We start from the raw sequence: 20,256 nt of genomic DNA on the forward strand, positions 1-20,256 counted from the left end.
TTAACATGGACTATACGCTAACCCGCATAGACCCCAACGGTGAAAATGACCGTTATCCCCTACAAACACAGGAAACCATCAGCGGCGATCCGCTCGAGCAAGACATCCATCGTAGCGTGTACATGGGTAAACTTGAGCACGCGATGCATGACATGGTGAACTGGGGACGTAAAAACTCACTTTGGCCGTATAACTTCGGTCTTTCTTGCTGTTACGTAGAAATGGTGACCTCGTTTACCGCTGTGCATGACGTGGCGCGTTTCGGGGCTGAAGTATTGCGCGCCTCACCGCGTCAGGCTGACTTCATGGTGGTTGCAGGAACCTGCTTCACCAAGATGGCTCCGGTTATTCAGCGTTTGTACGAACAGATGCTTGAACCGAAATGGGTTATCTCAATGGGTGCCTGCGCCAACTCCGGCGGCATGTATGACATTTACTCCGTGGTGCAGGGCGTAGATAAATTCCTGCCGGTGGATGTGTATATCCCAGGTTGCCCACCGCGTCCTGAAGCTTATATGCAAGCGCTGTTACTGTTGCAGGAATCCATTGGTAAAGAACGCCGCCCACTTTCCTGGGTTGTCGGCGATCAGGGCGTTTATCGCGCCAATATGCAGCCAGAACGCGAGCGTAAACACGCTGAGCGTATTGCGGTCACTAACCTGCGTACTCCTGACGAGATTTGATTCTGTCGATTTGACAGTCAATCTAGGTACGACAGCTAAATTCGCGGCGCACTGACCACGAAATGACCCCGGTAGTGATCAAAAAAGTTGTGGTGAAAAAAAAATTATGACAGATCATACAACGACCGACAGCGCCCAGCCCGCATGGCAAACCCGCGATCATCTCGATGATCCGGTAATAGGTGAGTTGTCGAACCGTTTTGGGCCAGAGGCCTTTGTTGTTCAGGCGACCCGTACCGGCATGCCGGTAGTCTGGGTGAAGCGTGAACAATTGCTGGAAGTAATGTCGTTTTTAAGAAAACAGCCTAAGCCTTACGTTATGCTGTTCGATCTGCATGGGGTGGATGAGCGGTTGCGTACTCACCGCCAAGGTTTGCCTGATGCGGATTTCTCTGTTTTCTATCATTTGCTTTCTATTGAGCGTAACCGCGACATTATGCTGAAAGTGGCACTGTCTGAAAAAGACATGCACGTGTCCACAGCAACCAAGATTTTCCCGAATGCCAACTGGTATGAGCGGGAAACGTGGGAAATGTTCGGTATTACCTTTGATGGCCACCCGCATTTGACGCGCATTATGATGCCGCAAAGCTGGGAAGGTCATCCGCTGCGTAAAGACTACCCTGCTCGCGCCACGGAATTCGATCCCTTCGTGCTGACCAAGCAGAAAGAAGATATGGAGATGGAGTCTCTCACCTTCAAACCAGAAGATTGGGGTATGAAGCGTGGAACCGAAAATGAGGACTTCATGTTTCTTAACCTCGGTCCTAACCATCCGTCTTCTCATGGTGCTTTCCGCATTGTATTGCAGCTGGATGGCGAAGAAATTGTCGATTGCGTGCCAGACGTGGGTTATCACCACCGCGGCGCGGAAAAGATGGGCGAGCGTCAATCCTGGCATAGCTACATTCCTTACACTGACCGTATCGAGTATCTCGGTGGCTGTGTAAACGAAATGCCGTATGTGCTGGCCGTTGAAAAACTGGCCGGGATTAAAGTGCCGGAGAAGGTTGATACCATCCGCGTGATGCTGTCTGAACTGTTCCGCATCAACAGCCATCTGCTGTACATCAGTACCTTTATCCAGGACGTGGGTGCGATGACCCCGGTGTTCTTCGCCTTTACCGACCGTCAGAAAGTCTACGATGTGATTGAGGCGATTACCGGCTTCCGTATGCATCCAGCCTGGTTCCGTATTGGTGGCGTGGCTCACGATCTGCCACGCGGCTGGGAGCGTTTGCTGCGCGATTTCCTTGACTGGATGCCCAAACGTCTGGATTCCTACGTCAAAGCTGCTTTGCAGAACAGTATCCTGAAAGGACGTTCAATTGGCGTTGCTGCATACAATTCCAAAGAAGCGTTGGATTGGGGCGTCACTGGTGCTGGCCTGCGTGCCACCGGTATCGATTTTGATGTGCGTAAATGGCGCCCGTATTCCGGTTATGAAAACTTCGAATTCGAAGTGCCAATCGGTAATAACGGTGACTGCTATGACCGCGTAATGCTGAAAGTGGAAGAACTGCGTCAAAGCCTGCGAATTCTGGAGCAATGTTATAAAAACATGCCAGAAGGTCCATTCAAAGCTGACCATCCGCTGACTACGCCGCCGCCGAAAGAACGTACGCTTCAACATATCGAAACGCTGATTACTCACTTCCTGCAAGTTTCGTGGGGCCCGGTGATGCCAGCTAACGAGTCATTCCAGATGATTGAAGCGACCAAAGGGATCAACAGTTACTATCTGACCAGTGACGGCAGCACCATGAGCTATCGCACCCGGATACGTACCCCGAGCTATGCCCATTTGCAGCAGATCCCATCGGTAATCCGTGGCAGCCTGGTATCTGACCTGATCGTCTATCTGGGCAGTATCGATTTTGTAATGTCTGATGTGGACCGCTAATTATGAGTGATCAAAAAGAGACCCAGGATCATAAAGATCAACTTGATGTGGTGAACCTGGCTGTCGATGCAGCGCAGTCTACTGCCGTTGAGCGCTCTGTCGCTGAACAGCCGGCCACCGCACAAGAAGCCTTTGAATTGAGCGCGGAAGAACGCGATGCCATCGAGCATGAAAAGCATCATTACGAAGATGCTCGTGCCGCGTCGATTGAAGCGCTGAAAATCGTACAGAAAAAACGCGGTTGGGTGCCAGACGGTGCGATTCACGCTATTGCTGAGGTGCTGGGTATTCCGGCTTCCGACGTTGAAGGCGTAGCCACTTTCTACAGCCAGATTTTCCGCCAGCCAGTTGGTCGCCATGTGATTCGTTACTGTGACAGCGTGGTTTGCCACATTACCGGTTATCAGGGCATTCAGGCGGCTATCGAGAAAAAGCTCAGCATCAAGCCGGGTCAGACCACTTTTGATGGTCGTTTCACGCTGCTGCCAACTTGCTGCTTGGGTAACTGTGACCGTGGTCCGACGATGATGATCGACGACGATACTCACAGCTACCTGAAGCCTGAAGAAATTGAAAAGTTACTGGAGCAATATCCATGACAAATCCTTCAGGTTTTACTCGTGAAATTATCCGTACCCCGGAAATGCATCCGCTGACCTGGCGTTTGCGTGATGACAAACAGCCGGTATGGCTTGATGAGTACCGCAGCAAAAATGGCTATGTCGGAGCAGAAAAAGCCTTAAAAGGCATGGCTCCGCCGGACGTCGTCAATCTGGTCAAAGATGCGGGTCTGAAAGGGCGCGGCGGCGCAGGTTTCTCCACCGGTTTAAAGTGGAGCCTGATGCCGAAAGACGAAAGCATGAACATCCGTTACCTGCTGTGTAACGCCGATGAAATGGAGCCGGGCACCTATAAAGACCGTCTGCTGATGGAGCAATTGCCTCATCTGCTGGTGGAAGGGATGCTGATCAGCGCCTTCGCGCTGAAAGCCTACCGGGGCTACATCTTCCTGCGTGGTGAATACATCGAAGCGGCGGTGCATTTGCGTCGCGCTATTGCCGAAGCGACCGAAGCCGGTTTGCTGGGCAAAAATATTATGGGCAGCGGTTTCGATTTCGAGCTGATTGTCCATACCGGTGCCGGTCGTTATATCTGCGGGGAAGAAACCGCGCTGATTAACTCACTGGAAGGCCGCCGCGCTAACCCACGTTCCAAGCCGCCTTTCCCTGCGTCTTCCGGCGTGTGGGGCAAACCGACCTGCGTCAACAATGTGGAAACCCTGTGTAACGTGCCGGCAATTTTGGAGCACGGCGTGGATTGGTATCAGGGAATCACCGCTGGCAAAAGTAACGATGCGGGTACCAAGCTGATGGGCTTCTCTGGTCGGGTGAAAAATCCGGGCCTATGGGAACTGCCGTTTGGTATTTCTGCTCGTGAAATTTTGGAAGATTACGCCGGTGGTATGCGTGACGGTTTGAAATTCAAAGCCTGGCAACCGGGCGGTGCGGGTACCGACTTCCTGACCGCCGATCATTTGGATCTGCCTATGGATTTCGAAAACATCGGCAAAGCGGGCAGTCGTTTAGGTACGGCGTTGGCAATGGCGGTGGATCACGAAATCGGTATGGTTTCGCTGGTACGTAATCTGGAAGAGTTCTTTGCCCGTGAGTCATGCGGCTGGTGTACTCCGTGCCGTGACGGTCTGCCGTGGAGTGTCAAAATTCTGCGTGCGCTGGAACGTGGCGAAGGCCAACCGGGTGACATCGAAACGCTGGAACAGCTTTGCCGCTTCTTAGGGCCGGGTAAAACCTTCTGTGCTCACGCGCCGGGCGCGGTTGAACCACTACAAAGCGCGATTAAATATTTCCGGGACGAATTTGAAGCCGGGATCGCGACTAAGGACTATGGCAATACCCGAGCCATAGCCGGTATTCAGCCTAACCTGTTAAAAGCGCGCTGGTAGCACTGATGCCCTTGCTATCTATAAATCGTTATAAGTAGCAAACAGTTATAAGCAGCAAGGGTCAGAATTTTTTGATTAACGCTTGTAAAAAGAACGGTTTCAAGGTCGTCGTGAGCGACGGTCAAACGAGGCAGAAATCAGTAAGAAAGAGCATTTCGGGCTGATTTTTGACGAAGTATCACCGAGCGCAACAGACCTTGAATGTGTTCTGACGCAAGCCACTTGGAAGCATGCTGATATGGCTACGATTCATGTAGACGGCAAAGAATATGATGTAAACGGGGCCGACAACCTGTTACAAGCCTGTCTCTCCCTGGGACTCGATATTCCTTATTTTTGCTGGCATCCGGCGCTGGGAAGCGTCGGCGCTTGCCGCCAATGTGCGGTAAAGCAATACCAAAACGCCGATGACACCCGTGGGCGTTTGGTTATGTCCTGTATGACCCCGGCCACCGATGGCACCTTTATTTCCATCGATGACGGCGAAGCAAAGCAGTTCCGCGAAAGCGTGGTTGAATGGTTAATGACTAACCATCCACACGATTGTCCGGTCTGTGAAGAAGGCGGTAACTGTCACCTGCAAGATATGACGGTGATGACCGGCCACAGCTTCCGTAAGTACCGTTTCAGTAAACGTACTCATCAGAATCAGGATCTCGGCCCGTTCATTTCCCACGAAATGAACCGCTGTATCGCCTGTTACCGCTGTGTGCGTTACTACAAAGACTATGCAGACGGCACTGATTTCGGCGTATATGGCGCGCATGACAACGTATATTTCGGTCGTACCGAAAGCGGCACCTTAGAAAGTGAGTTCTCCGGTAATCTGGTAGAAGTTTGCCCGACCGGCGTATTCACCGATAAAACCCACTCCGAGCGTTATAACCGGAAGTGGGATATGCAGTTTGCCCCAAGCATCTGCCAGCAGTGCAGCGTCGGTTGTAACACCAGCCCAGGCGAGCGCTATGGCGAACTGCGTCGTATCGAAAACCGCTATAACGGCAGCGTAAACCACTACTTTATGTGTGACCGTGGCCGCTTTGGTTATGGCTACGTCAACCTGAAAGATCGTCCGCGTCAGCCGCAGCAACGCCGTGGCAACGATTGGATCGCTCTCAACGCCGAACAGGCCATGCAGGGGGCGGCAGATATCCTGCGTCAGGCGAAGAAAACCATCGGTATCGGTTCCCCTCGCGCCAGTCTGGAAAGCAACTTTGCGCTGCGTGAACTGGTGGGGGCAGAAAACTATTACACCGGCATCGCCGCGGGCGAGCAACAGCGTCTGCAATTGATGCTGAAAGTGCTGACTGAGGGCGGCATCCACACTCCGGCGCTGCGTGAAATTGAAAGCTATGATGCGGTACTGGTTCTGGGTGAAGATTTGACCCAAACCGGCGCGCGCATTGCGCTGTCTGTGCGTCAGGCTGTGAAAGGCAAAGCCCGTGAAATGGCCGCTGCGCAAAAAGTTGCCGATTGGCAAATCGCCGCGATCATGAACATTGGCCAGCATGCCAAACATCCGCTGTTTATCACTAACGTTGATAACACCCGTATGGATGATATCGCTGCCTGGAACTACCGTGCGCCAGTGGACGATCAGGCACGTTTGGGCTTTGCTATTGCCCACGCGCTGGACGAGTCCGCGCCGGCAGTGGAAGACCTGTCAAAAGATCTGAAAGGTAAAGTGGATATCATCGTGCAGGCATTGGCCGGCGCGAGAAAACCGCTGATTATTACCGGTAGCAGCGCGGGTAGCGATGCAATCATCGAAGCGGCAGCCAACATCGCCAAGGCGCTGAAAGGCCGAGGATCTGACGTAGGCATTACCTTCGTCGCGGCAGCAGCTAATAGCATGGGGCTGGCGATGGTCGGCGGCGGTTCGCTGGATCAGGCGTTGGCTCAGTTAGCCAGCGGCGAAGCTGATACCGCAATCGTGATGGAAAACGATCTTTATCGTCATGCGGCGGCGGATCAGGTTGACGCGGCGTTAGCCAAAGCGGAAAACCTGATCGTGTTGGATCATCAGCGCACCACTATTATGGATAAAGCCAGTTTGATTCTGTCTGCGGCCAGCTTTGCTGAAAGCGATGGTACGCTGGTGAATCAGGAAGGTCGCGCGCAGCGTTTCTTCCAGGTTTACGATCCAAGCTACTACGACGAAAACGTGGTGATGTTGGAAAGCTGGCGTTGGCTGCATTCTCTACATTCGACCTACACTAGCCGCCACGTAGACTGGACTCAGCTGGATCACGTGATTCAGGCCTGTGTCAAAGCATTGCCGCAGTTGCAGGGTATCGTGGAAGCTGCGCCAGACGCGACTTTCCGTATCCGCGGTCAGAAACTGGCGCGTTCACCGCACCGTTACAGTGGCCGTACTGCGATGCGCGCCAACATCAGCGTGCACGAACCGCGTCAACCGCAAGACATCGATACGCCGTTTGCCTTCTCAATGGAAGGGAACAACAGTCCATTGGCCGATCGTCAGCAAATTCCGTTTGCCTGGGCGCCAGGTTGGAACTCACCGCAGGCGTGGAATAAATTCCAGGCTGAAGTGGGTGGAAAACTGCGCTTTGGCGATCCGGGCGTGCGCCTGATCGAAGCTGGGGAGGGCAGCCTGGCTTACTTCACCGGCGTACCGGCAGCCTTTGCGGCAAATACCGACGGCTGGCGTGTGGCACCTTACTACCATCTGTTCGGTAGCGAAGAAATGTCTCAGCGTTCAGCGGTGATTCAACAGCGTATGCCAGCGCCTTATGTGATGGTCAATCCATCCGACGCAGCGCAACTGGGGGTTAACCTCGGTATGTTGGTCGAGTTCAACTGTTCTGGTCAGACGCTGCGTCTGCCGGTGCGTTTGAGTGAAACTTTGGCTCAGGGTCAGGTCGGCTTGCCGCTTGGCTTACCGGGCATTCCACCTATATTGGTGGGTACCCGCGTTGAGAACCTGCGGGAGGCGGTGCTATGAGCTGGTTTACCCCTGAATTGATCGAGATCCTGATCTCCGTCCTGAAAGCGGTAGTGATTCTGTTGGTGGTTGTCACCTGCGGCGCGTTTATGAGCTTCGGCGAGCGCCGCCTGCTGGGTCTGTTCCAGAACCGATACGGACCAAACCGTGTCGGTTGGGGCGGCTCACTGCAGCTGGTGGCCGACATGATCAAAATGTTCTTCAAAGAAGACTGGGTACCGCGCTTCGCAGACCGGGTAATTTTTACTCTGGCACCGGTTATCGCCTTTACCTCGTTGCTACTGTCTTTCGCTATCGTCCCGGTCAGTCCGACCTGGGCGGTTGCGGACCTCAACATCGGCATTCTGTTTTTCCTGATGATGGCCGGTCTGGCGGTGTACGCGGTACTGTTCGCCGGCTGGTCCAGTAATAACAAATATTCTCTGTTAGGGGCGATGCGTGCGTCAGCACAAACCCTGAGCTACGAAGTGTTCCTCGGCTTATCGCTGATGGGCGTGGTAGCGCAGGCAGGCTCGTTCAATATGCAGGATATTGTTAACTCTCAGGAACACGTCTGGAACGTTATCCCGCAGTTCTTTGGCTTCGTGACCTTTGCCATTGCGGGCGTTGCGGTTTGTCACCGTCATCCCTTTGACCAACCGGAAGCGGAACAAGAGCTGGCCGATGGTTACCACATTGAATATTCCGGTATGAAGTTCGGTTTGTTCTTCGTTGGCGAATACATCGGTATCGTGACCGTCTCTGCACTGATAGTCACCTTGTTCTTCGGTGGCTGGCAAGGCCCGTTCCTGCCGCCATTTATCTGGTTTGCGCTGAAAACGGCTTTCTTCATGGTGATGTTCATTCTGATCCGTGCATCTTTGCCGCGCCCACGTTATGACCAAGTGATGTCATTCGGCTGGAAAATTTGCCTGCCGTTGACTCTGCTGAATCTGCTGGCGACTGCCGCGGTCATTTTGTACAACGCTCAATAAGGGGTGAATGAACCATGACGTTGAAAGAGTTAGTGGTTGGTTTCGGCACCCAAGTGCGCAGCCTGTGGATGATTGGCCTTCATGCCTTCCACAAGCGTGAAACCCAAATGTATCCGGAAGAGCCGGTTTACCTGCCGCCGCGCTACCGTGGCCGTATCGTGCTAACCCGCGATCCGGACGGCGAAGAGCGCTGCGTAGCCTGTAATCTGTGCGCCGTGGCTTGCCCGGTGGGCTGTATCTCTCTGCAAAAAGCTGAGCAGAAAGATGGTCGCTGGTATCCGGAATTCTTCCGTATCAACTTCTCCCGCTGCATTTTCTGCGGCCTGTGTGAAGAAGCTTGCCCAACGACCGCTATCCAGCTCACGCCGGATTTCGAAATGGGTGAGTTTAAACGGCAGGATTTGGTCTACGAAAAAGAAGATTTGTTGATCTCGGGTCCGGGTAAATATCCGGAATATAACTTCTACCGGATGGCCGGTATGGCGATTGACGGCAAGCAGAAAGGCGAAGCCGAAAATGAAGCCAAACCGATCGACGTTAAAGGTCTGATGCCTTAAAGGAGCCGTTGATCATGGAATTTGCATTTTATATAGCAGCATTGGTAGCGGTAGTGGCGACAATTCGCGTCATTACCCATACCAACCCGGTACACGCCTTGTTGTACCTGATTATCTCTCTACTGGCGATTTCCGCTGTGTTCTTCTCACTGGGCGCGTATTTCGCCGGTGCGTTGGAGATCATCGTGTACGCCGGTGCCATTATGGTGCTGTTCGTCTTCGTGGTGATGATGCTGAACCTGGGCAACGTCGATGCGCAAGAACGTGCTTGGCTGAAACCGAGCGTCTGGATTGGCCCCGGTTTGCTGGCGCTGGTGCTGTTATCGGTACTGATTTATGCCATCAGCAGCGTATCCGATCAGGGTATCAGCGGCGAGATGGTTGACGCAAAAGCCGTAGGTATCAGCCTGTTTGGTCCGTACGTATTGGCGGTTGAGCTGGCTTCAATGCTGTTGCTGGCGGGTCTGGTTGTTGCGTTCCACATTGGCCGGGAACATAAACCCGGTGATGTGCTGAGCAGCGGCGATTCAGCGAAAAGAAAAACGGAGGAACAAGCATGATCCCTCTACAACATGGCCTTATTCTGGCGGCCATTCTGTTTGTGCTAGGGCTGTCTGGGTTGCTGATACGCCGCAACCTACTGTTTATGTTGATCAGTTTGGAAGTGATGATCAACGCGGCGGCGTTGGCCTTTGTGGTCGCGGGCAGTTATTGGGGTCAGGCTGACGGACAGGTGATGTATATCCTGGCGATTACGCTGGCAGCGGCGGAGGCCAGTATTGGCCTGGCATTGCTGCTTCAGCTGTATCGTCGCCGTCATACTCTGGATATTGATACAGTCAGTGAGATGCGCGGATGAACCTATTATATTTAACAATTCTGCTGCCACTGCTTGGTTTTCTGCTGTTGGCATTCTCCCGCGGTCGCTGGTCGGAAAATACTTCCGCCACCGTCGGAGTCGGCTCCATTGGTCTGGCTGCGCTGGTTACCGCTTACGTTGCGGTTGATTTCCTCAGCCAGAAAGCCACGGGCGTTCAGGTGTTTAACCAAACCCTGTGGAACTGGATGTCCGTTGGCGACTTCAGTATTCCATTGACCCTGACGCTGGACGGCCTGTCGCTGACCATGCTGTCGGTAGTGACCGGCGTGGGCTTCTTCATCCATATGTATGCCTCTTGGTATATGCGTGGGGAAGAAGGCTATTCCCGCTTCTTCGCTTATACCAACCTGTTTATCGCCAGTATGGTGGTCTTGGTATTGGCGGATAACCTGCTGCTGATGTATCTCGGCTGGGAAGGCGTGGGTCTGTGCAGTTACCTGCTGATCGGTTTCTACTACACCAATCCGGCGAATGGCGCGGCGGCCATGAAAGCCTTTATCGTGACTCGCGTAGGTGACGTATTCTTGGCTTTTGCGCTGTTCATCCTCTACAACGAATTGGGTACGCTGAATATTCGCGAACTGATGGTACTGGCACCGCAGCAGTTGGAAATGGGCTCCACCGCCATTACCTGGGCGACCTTGATGCTATTGGGCGGTGCAGTAGGTAAATCGGCGCAGTTGCCGTTGCAAACCTGGCTGGCCGATGCGATGGCAGGCCCGACGCCGGTTTCCGCGCTGATCCATGCGGCGACCATGGTTACCGCCGGTGTGTATCTGATTGCTCGTACTCACGGTCTGTTCCTGATGGCGCCGGACGTTCTGCATCTGGTGGGAATTATCGGTGCGGTTACGCTGGTACTGGCGGGCTTTGCGGCGCTGGTGCAAACCGACATCAAACGGGTTCTGGCTTATTCGACCATGAGCCAGATCGGTTACATGTTCCTGGCGCTGGGCGTTCAGGCGTGGGATGCAGCCATTTTCCACCTGATGACTCACGCCTTCTTCAAAGCCTTGCTGTTCCTCTCCTCCGGTTCAGTGATTCTGGCTTGTCACCACGAGCAAAATATCTTCAAAATGGGGGGGCTGCGTAAAAAAATCCCTCTGGTTTATATCTGCTTCTTGGTGGGCGGCGCGGCGCTGGCAGCATTGCCAATCGTCACCGCGGGCTTCTACAGTAAAGACGAAATCCTCTGGGGCGCACTGGCTACCGGCCATATCAACCTGATGGTTGCCGGTCTGGTGGGGGCGTTCCTGACGGCGCTGTATACCTTCCGCATGATCTTTATCGTGTTCCACGGCGAGGAAAAAACCAAAGCCCATCCGGTTACAGGTATGACTCATAACCTGCCATTGCTGGTGCTGCTGGTGCTGTCTACCTTTGTCGGCGCGTTGATCACACCACCGTTGGCGGGCGTATTGCCAGAACTTCATTTAGGTGAAGAAGGCAAAATGCCGCTGGAGATCTTCTCCGGGGTGATTGTGGTGATCGGTATTCTGCTGGCTGCGGCACTGTATCTGGGCAAACGTCAGTGGGTGAACAGCATCGGGCAAAGCGCGATTGGCCGTTTCTTCACCGTCTGGTGGTTCCACGCATGGGGCTTCGATTGGTTGTATCACAACCTGTTTGTAAAACCTTATCTGTGGATTGCACGCTTGCTACAGCGCGATCCGCTGAACTCACTGATGAATACGCCGGCATGGATTGCACGCTTGGGTAATCGCGGTTTGACGTTCAGTGAGAATGGTCAGGTGCGTTGGTACGTTGCCTCAATGGGTCTGGGTGCAGTTGTCATACTGGCTCTGTTGCTTTTCGTTTAGAAGCCTGAATAGGCTCTTTAATTAGGGACACAAAACGCCATGCTATTACCTTGGCTAATTCTTATCCCCTTTATCGGCGGTCTGCTGTGCTGGCAGTTTGAACGCTTCGGTACCAAGGTACCGCGCTGGATAGCGTTAATCGCGATGGGGCTGACGTTGGTACTTTCCCTGCAACTGTGGTTGCAGGGCGGCTATTCACTGACTAATCCGGCGGGCATTCCGCAGTGGCAGTCGGAGTTCTCCTTGCCGTGGATTCCACGCTTTGGCATTGAGTTCCATCTGGCACTGGACGGTCTGTCACTGCTGATGGTGGTGCTGACCGGCCTGCTGGGCGTACTGGCGATTCTTTGTTCGTGGCGTGAAATTCAGCGCTATCAGGGTTTCTTCCACCTGAACCTGCTATGGATTCTGGGTGGCGTCATCGGCGTGTTCCTCGCCATCGACATGTTCCTGTTCTTCTTCTTCTGGGAAATGATGTTGGTGCCGATGTACTTCCTGATTGCCTTGTGGGGTCACAAAGCGTCAGACGGTAAAACGCGTATCTCCGCCGCGACCAAGTTCTTCATTTATACCCAGGCCAGCGGCCTGATCATGTTGATTGCTATCCTGGGTCTGGTATTTGTGCATTACAAAGCCACCGGCGTCTGGACTTTCAACTATGAAAATCTACTGAAAACGCCGATGTCCCACGGTGTGGAATATCTGTTGATGCTCGGTTTCTTCATCGCTTTCGCGGTGAAAATGCCGGTGGTGCCGCTGCACGGCTGGTTGCCGGATGCGCACAGTCAGGCTCCAACCGCGGGTTCGGTGGATTTGGCCGGGATTCTGTTGAAAACCGCTGCTTACGGTTTGCTGCGCTTTAGCCTGCCGCTGTTCCCGAATGCTTCCCACGAGTTTGCGCCTATCGCTATGTGGCTGGGTGTTATTGGTATCTTCTACGGTGCGTGGATGGCGTTCTGCCAGACCGATATCAAACGTTTAATCGCTTACACCAGCGTGTCCCACATGGGCTTTGTATTGATTGCCATCTACACCGGCAGCCAGTTGGCTTATCAGGGCGCAGTGATTCAGATGATTGCCCACGGCTTGTCAGCCGCGGGTATGTTCATCATCTGTGGTCAATTATACGAACGTCTGCATACCCGCGATATGCGTCAGATGGGCGGCCTGTGGGGACGGATTAAGTACCTACCAGCGCTTTCCCTGTTCTTCGCGGTTGCGACGCTGGGGATGCCTGGCACCGGTAATTTCGTCGGCGAATTTATGATTTTGTTTGGCAGCTTCCAGGTCGTACCGGTGATTACTATCATCTCTACCTTTGGGCTGGTGTTTGCGTCGATTTATTCATTAATCATGATGCAGCGCGCTTACTATGGTGCGCCGAAATCGGAAGAAGCCTTGCCGGGTATGAGCCTGCGAGAACTGTCGATCGTGTTGCTGCTGGTGGTATTACTGGTGTTGTTGGGCCTTTACCCGCAACCGATTCTGGATACCTCTCATGCGGCGATGAGCAATGTACAGCAGTGGTTTAACGCTTCATCACCACTAGTTTCACCAAACATAACAACAAGGCCGTAATTCGCCATGACAATAACTCCTCAACAACTGATCGCAATGCTACCGCTGTTGATCGTCGGATTGACGGTGGTGGTTGTGATGCTGTCCATTGCGTGGCGACGCGATCATTTCCTGAACGCCACCCTGACGGTTATCGGGCTTAACCTGGCGCTGCTGTCTCTGTATTTCGTCGGGCAAGTCGAGCCAATGGATGTCACGCCGCTGATGCGGGTTGACGGCTACGCGATGTTCTATACCGGGCTGGTGATTATCGCCAGTCTGGCCACGGCGACCTTTGCCTATCCGTGGTTGGCAGGGTATCCGGATAACCGCGAAGAATTCTACCTACTGGTGCTGATTGCCACCTTGGGCGGCATTCTGTTAGCCAGTGCCAATCATTTGGCTTCGCTGTTCCTGGGTATCGAACTGGTTTCTCTGCCGCTGTTTGGTCTGATTGGCTATGCCTATCGCCAGAAGCGTTCACTGGAAGCCAGTATTAAGTATATGTTGCTGTCTGCGGCCGCATCGTCCTTCCTACTGTTCGGTATGGCGCTGTTGTATGCGGAATCCGGTAGCCTGTCCTTCGCCGGTCTGGGTAAAAGCCTGAGCGATTCTGTTATCCATCAACCGCTGATTCTGGCCGGTTTGGGGATGATGATCGTCGGTCTGGGCTTCAAACTGTCGCTGGTTCCTTTCCAGCTGTGGACGCCAGATGTGTATCAGGGGGCGCCTGCGCCGGTTTCCACCTTCTTGGCTACTGCCAGTAAGATCGCCATCTTCGCCGTAGTGATGCGTCTGTTTATGTATGCTCCAGCGGCGGACAGCGAAGTGGTTCGTCTGGTACTCTCGATCATCGCCGTTGCCTCTATTCTGTTTGGTAACCTGATGGCGATCAGCCAGAGCAATATCAAACGTCTGTTGGGTTACTCTTCCATTGCGCACCTCGGTTACTTGCTGATTGCGTTGGTGGCGGTGCAGACTCATCAGTTGGCGCTGGAAACCGTCGGTGTTTACATGGCCGGTTACCTGTTCAGCAGTCTGGGCGCTTTCGGCGTCGTTAGCCTGATGTCCAGCCCGTATAAAGGGCCGGATGCGGAATCCCTGTTCTCTTATCGCGGTCTGTTCTGGCATAAACCGATTCTGTCTGCGGTAATGACGGTGATGATGCTGTCTCTGGCCGGTATCCCGATGACGCTGGGCTTTATTGGTAAGTTCTTCGTTATTGCGATGGGCGTTAGCGCTAACCTGTGGTGGCTGACCGGTGCTGTAGTACTGGGGAGCGCCATTGGCCTTTATTACTACCTACGCGTCACCGTGAGCCTGTTCCTCAGCCCACCGGAGAAACTGGTGCGCGATACTCCAAGCAACTGGGCCTTAACTGCCGGTGGCGTTGTGGTGTTGATTTCTGCGATTCTGGTACTGTTCCTCGGTATCTACCCGCAGCCGTTGATTACGCTGGTACAAATGGCTCAGCCGATGTTCTGAGTCCGGCAATAATCCGCCAAACGGTGGGTTAACATGCTGAGATAAAACCCCTTGCCGAATTTCTGGCAAGGGGTTTTGCTTTTTGGGGGGAATGTCTACATCTCGTCGATAAATTAAAACCTGATTGGGTTTTCCCGATGGCCGAAGGCTGAGAAATAACAGTCTCTTAATTTTTCTGTTTCAGAGAGTTGGCTGGCGGGTGTACGGCAGGTGCCCTGCCTCGAACGGAGTTTTCTGCTAGAGAATTCAGGACAGAAGAGGGCACGCTAACCGATGCGGCCAAACCTAGGTACCGCCGAGATAAAATGACGTTAAATCATGTTTATTAATATTCTTATGCCAGAATATGGTCGTATTTGATCAGCAATCTTTATTTTTCGGATAAAGAATGGAATGTGTTTTCGAGGCTATTGATCACCGCACGCACGCGTGCTGCCCGTTGTACGTCTGGATGTAAAACCAGCCAGATATCCACGGGATCCTGCCGTTCAGGCCAGATTCGTACCAGATCCTCATCGTTATCCGCCAGAAAACAGGAAAGCAGCGCAATGCCTAACCCTTTTTGCGTGGCGGAACGCAGTAATATTTGCGAGTTGCTTTGCAAGACGACATTGGGTTGAACCAGCGTTTCACCGCATAAACTTTGCCAGTGGCGAGGAACGTCTTGTTGAGGGAACAGCAAGAGATCGTGACCGCGAAAGTGTTCGCCGGGTCGAGGGACGCCTCGCACAGCAATATATTCATGGGCGGCATATAAACCCATATTGATCGTCGCCAGCCGCTTAATGATTAACTCATTATTTTCAGGTCTATCGCCGCGAATGGCCAGATCGGCGCCGTGATGCGCCATATTGGTGATGTTAATGCTGGTTGCGACGCTATAACTGATATCTGGATGCTGCTGACGTAGCAATTTCAACGCGGGAAGAACAAATACTTCGGCCAGCGTATCCGTGGTGACAAGAGAAACCGTGCCCTGTAACCGGTCGTCGCCGTTGGCCGCTTTACGATTAATCGCCTCTGCCGCCCTTTCCATAGCAACAGCATCGGTTAGAAGCTGCTCACCCAATAAGCTAAGAGTGAAATGTTTTGGTGTGCGAATAAATAGCTTTGAATTTAAGGCATGTTCCAACGCTGAAATTCTACGCCCGACGGTAGCCTGATCGACATGTAGCTCACGCGCTGCCTGGCGCAGAGTTCCGGCACGCGCCACGGCGAGAAAGAATCGTGCGTCATCCCAGTTCATCAACTTTTCCTTTCGGTATCAGTTCGTTTATGCCTGTAAGTTTAATGTATAAATGCATCAAGATGATGCATTTATGTCTGTTTTGATGCAATTTTGCAGGCGTATAATCCAGAGCTTCTTTTGTTGTCTGTGACAAGGTATTCCCTTGTTGTTTCACCGTTTTAGGAGCCATTTATGTCTGTGGGAGTTGCCCCTGCTGCCCGTTATTTCCCGGTGCTGTGCTTTCTGGCGTTGGCGCTGACTGCGGCATTACTGAATAGCAGCGCGCCAACGCCGCTTTACCCGCTCTATCAGCAGCAACTGGGGCTCAATTCGGTCAGTTTGACAATGGTGTACGCCGCTTATGCCGCTGGCGTGTTGATTTCGCTATTGGCGGTAGGGAATTTAGCGGGAAAGATTCGGGACCTTCGAATGATGATTGTGCCTGCTCTGGTCACGGTACTGGCTGGAGCCTGGCTGTTTGCTATTGCTGATACTTTTGGTCGCCTGTTTGTGGCGCGATTGCTGGCTGGAATTGGCACTGGCGCGCTAACCGGTGCGGCGAACCTGGCGCTGATCCGTTTTTGTCCGCCGGATGGCGGCAAGCGGGCGGCGTTAATTGCCACGCTTTCTTTTACCGCTGGGTTGGCCTTGGGGCCGATATTTAGTGGTGTAGCGTTACAAACCCATTTTCATCCTACGGTGCTCCCTTTTATTTTGATTATTGCTATGGCCGCGTTGGCAGCGGCAGGACTCACATTGGGCTGGCCGGAAACACGCGCCTTGCGGCATAAGAACATAAAGCTAACTTGCGGGGCCAGTGGTGCAGTGAAACCTGCCGGCGGTTTACTCAGTGGTCTCACCGCTACGGGAATGCGGTTTTTCTTATGCGCCGGTGCACTGTTTGTCTCTTGGGTGGTTGCCGCCAGTATTCTGGCTATCGGCCCGGCGATTGCAAAGCAACTGTTGTATTTACCGGGGCAAGGCGGATTTGGCTATGTGATTGCGGTCTATCTGCTGATTGCGGGTATCTGTCAGTTGGTCAGCCGTAGTATTCCTAGCCGTATTTCCCTGTATACCGGCTGTCTGGCTCAGGCGGTTGCGGTGATGACCTTTGCCGCTGCGTTGTATTTTCATTCATTGCTTTTGGGTGGCATCGGCATGGTCGTGACCGGCTACGCCTTTGGCGCCATCTTTGTCGGCAGTGCCGCGTTGGTGAATTTAATTTCACCTAAAGCCAGCCATGCCCCCTTGCTGTCGTTATTTTATGTGATCGCATACACCGCTAACTGGGTTCCCGTTGCATTGGGATGGATGATAGATCGCCACGGATTATTATCAGCAGCTAATCTTCTGTTCTGTCTGAGTTCGCCGGTTTGTTTGTTGCTGGCATGGGGGATAAAACGCGCCGCGTTCTTCGCTCATGAGTGATGTTTTGTGATTCAAGTCACGATATGATTTATTTTATTGCATTGTTACCATAATAAGCGTGATTTGAATCGCTATGAAATTCACCGATTCGGGTAAAATGCGCTCATTGCTACCTCCCGTTTATTGAACCGAACTTTATCGCGAGTGAATCCTGATGAACATTATCCTGATGATTGCTATCACTACCGGCGTGCTTTCCGGCATTTGGGGCTGGGTTGCTGTCACCTTGGGTTTGCTCAGTTGGGCGGGTTTTTTGGGCTGTACCGCTTATTTCGCCTGCCCACAGGGTGGAATAAAAGGATTGATTATCAGTTTGCTGACCTGCGCTAGCGGCATCTTTTGGGCAATGATGATTATTCAGGGCAGCGCATTACGGCCAGAGTGGACGATACTTGGCTACCTGTTGACCGGCGTCGTCGCATTTTTAATGTGCATTCAGGCCTGCCAGCAATGGCTGTCTTTTGTACCTGGAACCTTTATCGGCGCCTGCGCGACTTTTGCCGGTGGCGGCGATTGGAAGCTAGTTTCAGCCTCATTATTAGTTGGATTGATATTTGGCTATGCCATGAAGAACAGCGGGCTATGGCTGGCGGCGAAAAGAGAGAAACTAAAGAATGAAGACAAGCAGCCAAGGGCAATGGATATCGAGCCAGAAAGCTGAAAAGTCGGTCATCGGGGCAGTTAAAACAAAAGGGCGACTATCCGCCCTTTTTGCTGGAATTTACAGTAAATGATTTGCGACTTTGATCACCAGTTTACGCAGTGGTGCCGGTTCGCTTAAGGTTCCCATCGGGCGGTGAAGTTCTCCTGGGAATAGCATCACCACATCGCCGGGTGTCAGCGTCAGCAGGGTTTCTTGCGTGATACCTTCGAACAGGCCGTAATCTTTCTCGCAATCAAAATCCATAGTAGGGCGCTGCCCTTGCGTACCCTGCGCCGCCCCAATCACTTCGCTTCCTTCCAGCAGAATATGCAAATCAATGTAATAACGGTGCAATTCAGGCAGTTGCTGAGCCAGGGGCTTAGTCTGACCGATAATATGATTGAGATAGATTTCGCGGCCTTCCAGATCCAATTCCCCAGCGGGTAGAGCCGCTAAATCCATCTGGCAGAGGCGGGTCAGCGTGCGGCGAATAACCGCCGGATAAAGCGGGTTATTGGCGGCACTCTTCAGTTCATCCAATATCATAATAAGCCTTCTTTTTTAGTAATGTGAAATTCAGGCGTGGCAGTGGGCGGTGTCGGCCTGCTCTAATGCTGTGATGCAGTTTTGCACGACGCCAGCCAACGGCGGGGTGATATCAATTTTGATGATGTCCCGCTCCGTGGCGTCTGGGGCTTCCAGAGTGGCAAACTGGCTCTGTAATAGACTTTCCGGCATAAAATGTCCGGCGCGCTGCCGCATTCTGGCCAGCACCAGCGAATAATCGCCGGTTAACCATAGAAATTGAATATCCTGATTGCCAGCGCGTAGTCGGTCACGATACTGCTTTTTCAGAGAGGAACAGACTAAAAAACCGGTTTCATTTTTCTGTTGCAGGCTGTAAGCCACGTCACTCAAACGTTCTAGCCAGGGAGCGCGATCCTGATCGTTGAGCGGCTGGCCCGAGGCCATTTTCTGGATATTGGCGCGTGGGTGTAAATCGTCACCATCGATGAATTTGGCATTCAGCCGTAAGGCCAGCGCCTGACCGACGCAGGATTTACCGGTTCCTGCAACGCCCATAACAATAATGCATTTGCCTGTCATCATTTTCCCCTGTCACTCATTCCCAGTGGCTTAGGCACCACCGCAAGTCACATTCACTGAGGCCAGTCGGCTTAAACCGCGACCAGCATACCGCCGTCGATGAAAAGTAAATGACCGTTGACGAAATCGGAGGCTTTGGACGACAGGTAAACCGCCGCGCCAATTAGTTCTTCCGGATTTCCCCAACGGGCGGCAGGAGTGCGTTTACACAGCCAGTCGGTAAAGGCTTTGTCTTCCACCAAGGCTTTAGTCATATCGGTTTTGAAATATCCCGGAGCAATGCCATTCACCTGAATATTATGACGAGCCAACTCCACGCACATGCCGCGGGTCAGCATTTTCACTGCGCCTTTAGACGCTGCGTAAGGCGTAATAGTGTCGCGGCCTAATTCACTTTGCATTGAGCAAATATTAATGATTTTTCCGCTTTGGCGTTTGACCATATAACGAGAAACGGCCTGAGAAACCAGAAATACTGATTTTTGGTTGACCGCAATGACGTCATCCCAGTCTTTTTCCGGAAATTCGGTAAAAGCATGACGGCGTTGAATTCCGGCATTATTAATTAATATATCGATAGCACCTATCTGATTTTCTATTTGCTCAATGGCCTGATTCACCGCATCGTGGTCGGTGACGTTAAAGGCTGCGGCGTGGGCAATGAAACCGGCGTCACGCAGCTGCGCCACGGCGCTTTCAGCGCGCTCCGTAGTAATATCGTTAATAATTATCTCAGCACCAAATTCGGCTAACCCTTTAGCTAATAAAAAACCAATGCCTTGGGCGGAACCGGTGATTAACACCTTACGATTTTCCAATGAGAATAAGTTTTTCATGGTGCATTCCTGATAGCGCCGTGAGCGCGATTATTCGGTAAAGGGTTTCGCCAACGGCGAGGTTGAGTAACCGGTTTTATTTTTCTGGTAAATAGACAGAAAGTTTTTGTTAAATTATCCGTAGCCGTGAATAAGTTGATTTATATAAATCAACGCGGCCTGCCTTCAGGCGACATTATTATTCACAGTTCGGTATTGTTTTAGCTCAGTATTGTTATTTGACCTGA

The 20,256-nt window shown here is 52.5% G+C and carries 18 protein-coding genes; 14 read left to right on the forward strand and 4 right to left on the reverse strand.

The window, feature by feature from the left end; translation table 11 throughout:
• Window positions 1-5 precede the first annotated feature (5 nt).
• From PL78_RS16690 to nuoN, 12 genes are all read left to right on the forward strand, one after another.
• Window positions 6-683: a NuoB/complex I 20 kDa subunit family protein gene (locus PL78_RS16690; RefSeq protein WP_049597030.1), complete on the forward strand. Its 678-nt coding sequence runs from the start codon at window positions 6-8 to the stop codon at window positions 681-683.
• Window positions 684-789: 106 nt separating this feature from the next.
• The gene (gene nuoC / locus PL78_RS16695) at window positions 790-2,586 is read left to right on the forward strand and encodes an NADH-quinone oxidoreductase subunit C/D (protein ID WP_064517220.1); all 1,797 of its coding nucleotides are present in this window, start codon (window positions 790-792) and stop codon (window positions 2,584-2,586) included.
• A 2-nt stretch (window positions 2,587-2,588) separates the two neighbouring features.
• Window positions 2,589-3,185, forward strand: a complete 597-nt coding sequence (nuoE, locus tag PL78_RS16700) for an NADH-quinone oxidoreductase subunit NuoE (protein ID WP_235600984.1) — start codon at window positions 2,589-2,591, stop codon at window positions 3,183-3,185.
• Complete coding sequence (gene nuoF, locus PL78_RS16705; protein ID WP_064517223.1) at window positions 3,182-4,549, forward strand: NADH-quinone oxidoreductase subunit NuoF; 1,368 nt, start codon at window positions 3,182-3,184, stop codon at window positions 4,547-4,549. Before nuoE ends, nuoF begins: the two co-directional genes overlap by 4 nt.
• 238 nt (window positions 4,550-4,787) lie before the next feature.
• Entirely contained in the window at window positions 4,788-7,514 is a 2,727-nt protein-coding gene (gene nuoG, locus PL78_RS16710; protein WP_064517226.1) for an NADH-quinone oxidoreductase subunit NuoG, read from the forward strand.
• Complete coding sequence (gene nuoH / locus PL78_RS16715; protein ID WP_064517229.1) at window positions 7,511-8,488, forward strand: NADH-quinone oxidoreductase subunit NuoH; 978 nt, start codon at window positions 7,511-7,513, stop codon at window positions 8,486-8,488. The genes nuoG and nuoH overlap by 4 nt, the downstream gene beginning before the upstream one ends.
• 14 nt (window positions 8,489-8,502) lie before the next feature.
• A complete protein-coding gene (nuoI, locus tag PL78_RS16720; RefSeq protein ID WP_049597035.1) occupies window positions 8,503-9,045 on the forward strand; it encodes an NADH-quinone oxidoreductase subunit NuoI in 543 nt (180 codons plus the stop codon).
• 14 nt (window positions 9,046-9,059) lie between these two features.
• Window positions 9,060-9,605, forward strand: coding sequence for an NADH-quinone oxidoreductase subunit J (gene nuoJ, locus PL78_RS16725; RefSeq protein WP_049597036.1), 546 nt, complete (start codon window positions 9,060-9,062; stop codon window positions 9,603-9,605).
• Window positions 9,602-9,904, forward strand: a complete 303-nt coding sequence (nuoK, locus tag PL78_RS16730) for an NADH-quinone oxidoreductase subunit NuoK (protein ID WP_038244227.1) — start codon at window positions 9,602-9,604, stop codon at window positions 9,902-9,904. Before nuoJ ends, nuoK begins: the two co-directional genes overlap by 4 nt.
• Complete coding sequence (gene nuoL, locus PL78_RS16735) at window positions 9,901-11,745, forward strand: NADH-quinone oxidoreductase subunit L (RefSeq protein WP_064517232.1); 1,845 nt, start codon at window positions 9,901-9,903, stop codon at window positions 11,743-11,745. The genes nuoK and nuoL overlap by 4 nt, the downstream gene beginning before the upstream one ends.
• A 39-nt stretch (window positions 11,746-11,784) precedes the next feature.
• Entirely contained in the window at window positions 11,785-13,323 is a 1,539-nt protein-coding gene (gene nuoM, locus PL78_RS16740) for an NADH-quinone oxidoreductase subunit M (protein WP_064517235.1), read from the forward strand.
• A 6-nt stretch (window positions 13,324-13,329) separates the two neighbouring features.
• Complete coding sequence (gene nuoN / locus PL78_RS16745; protein WP_049597039.1) at window positions 13,330-14,787, forward strand: NADH-quinone oxidoreductase subunit NuoN; 1,458 nt, start codon at window positions 13,330-13,332, stop codon at window positions 14,785-14,787.
• A gap of 370 nt (window positions 14,788-15,157) precedes the next feature.
• Here the strand turns inward: nuoN and PL78_RS16750 are convergent, their stop codons facing one another.
• Complete coding sequence (locus PL78_RS16750) at window positions 15,158-16,036, reverse strand: LysR family transcriptional regulator (RefSeq protein ID WP_064517239.1); 879 nt, start codon at window positions 16,034-16,036, stop codon at window positions 15,158-15,160.
• 171 nt (window positions 16,037-16,207) lie between these two features.
• Here PL78_RS16750 and PL78_RS16760 point away from each other — a divergent pair, with 171 nt between their 5' ends.
• Both PL78_RS16760 and PL78_RS16765 read left to right on the forward strand, forming a co-directional pair.
• Window positions 16,208-17,443, forward strand: a complete 1,236-nt coding sequence (locus tag PL78_RS16760; RefSeq protein WP_064517245.1) for an MFS transporter — start codon at window positions 16,208-16,210, stop codon at window positions 17,441-17,443.
• Window positions 17,444-17,597: 154 nt separating this feature from the next.
• Window positions 17,598-18,104, forward strand: a complete 507-nt coding sequence (locus PL78_RS16765) for a DUF1097 domain-containing protein (RefSeq protein ID WP_064517247.1) — start codon at window positions 17,598-17,600, stop codon at window positions 18,102-18,104.
• Window positions 18,105-18,164: 60 nt separating this feature from the next.
• Here PL78_RS16765 and PL78_RS16770 read toward each other — a convergent pair whose 3' ends face one another.
• From PL78_RS16770 to idnO, 3 genes are all read right to left on the reverse strand, one after another.
• On the reverse strand, window positions 18,165-18,632 hold the full coding sequence (locus PL78_RS16770) for a NanQ anomerase/TabA/YiaL family protein (RefSeq protein WP_064517250.1): 468 nt from the start codon (window positions 18,630-18,632) through the stop codon (window positions 18,165-18,167).
• Window positions 18,633-18,662: 30 nt separating this feature from the next.
• Window positions 18,663-19,193 (reverse strand): gluconokinase, encoded by a 531-nt coding sequence (locus tag PL78_RS16775; RefSeq protein WP_064517253.1) that lies wholly within the window; start codon window positions 19,191-19,193, stop codon window positions 18,663-18,665.
• Between the two features lie 71 nt (window positions 19,194-19,264).
• Window positions 19,265-20,029 (reverse strand): gluconate 5-dehydrogenase, encoded by a 765-nt coding sequence (idnO, locus tag PL78_RS16780; protein WP_064517256.1) that lies wholly within the window; start codon window positions 20,027-20,029, stop codon window positions 19,265-19,267.
• Window positions 20,030-20,256 lie beyond the last annotated feature (227 nt).

It is taken from the genome of Yersinia entomophaga (assembly GCF_001656035.1).
Classification (GTDB): domain Bacteria; phylum Pseudomonadota; class Gammaproteobacteria; order Enterobacterales; family Enterobacteriaceae; genus Yersinia; species Yersinia entomophaga.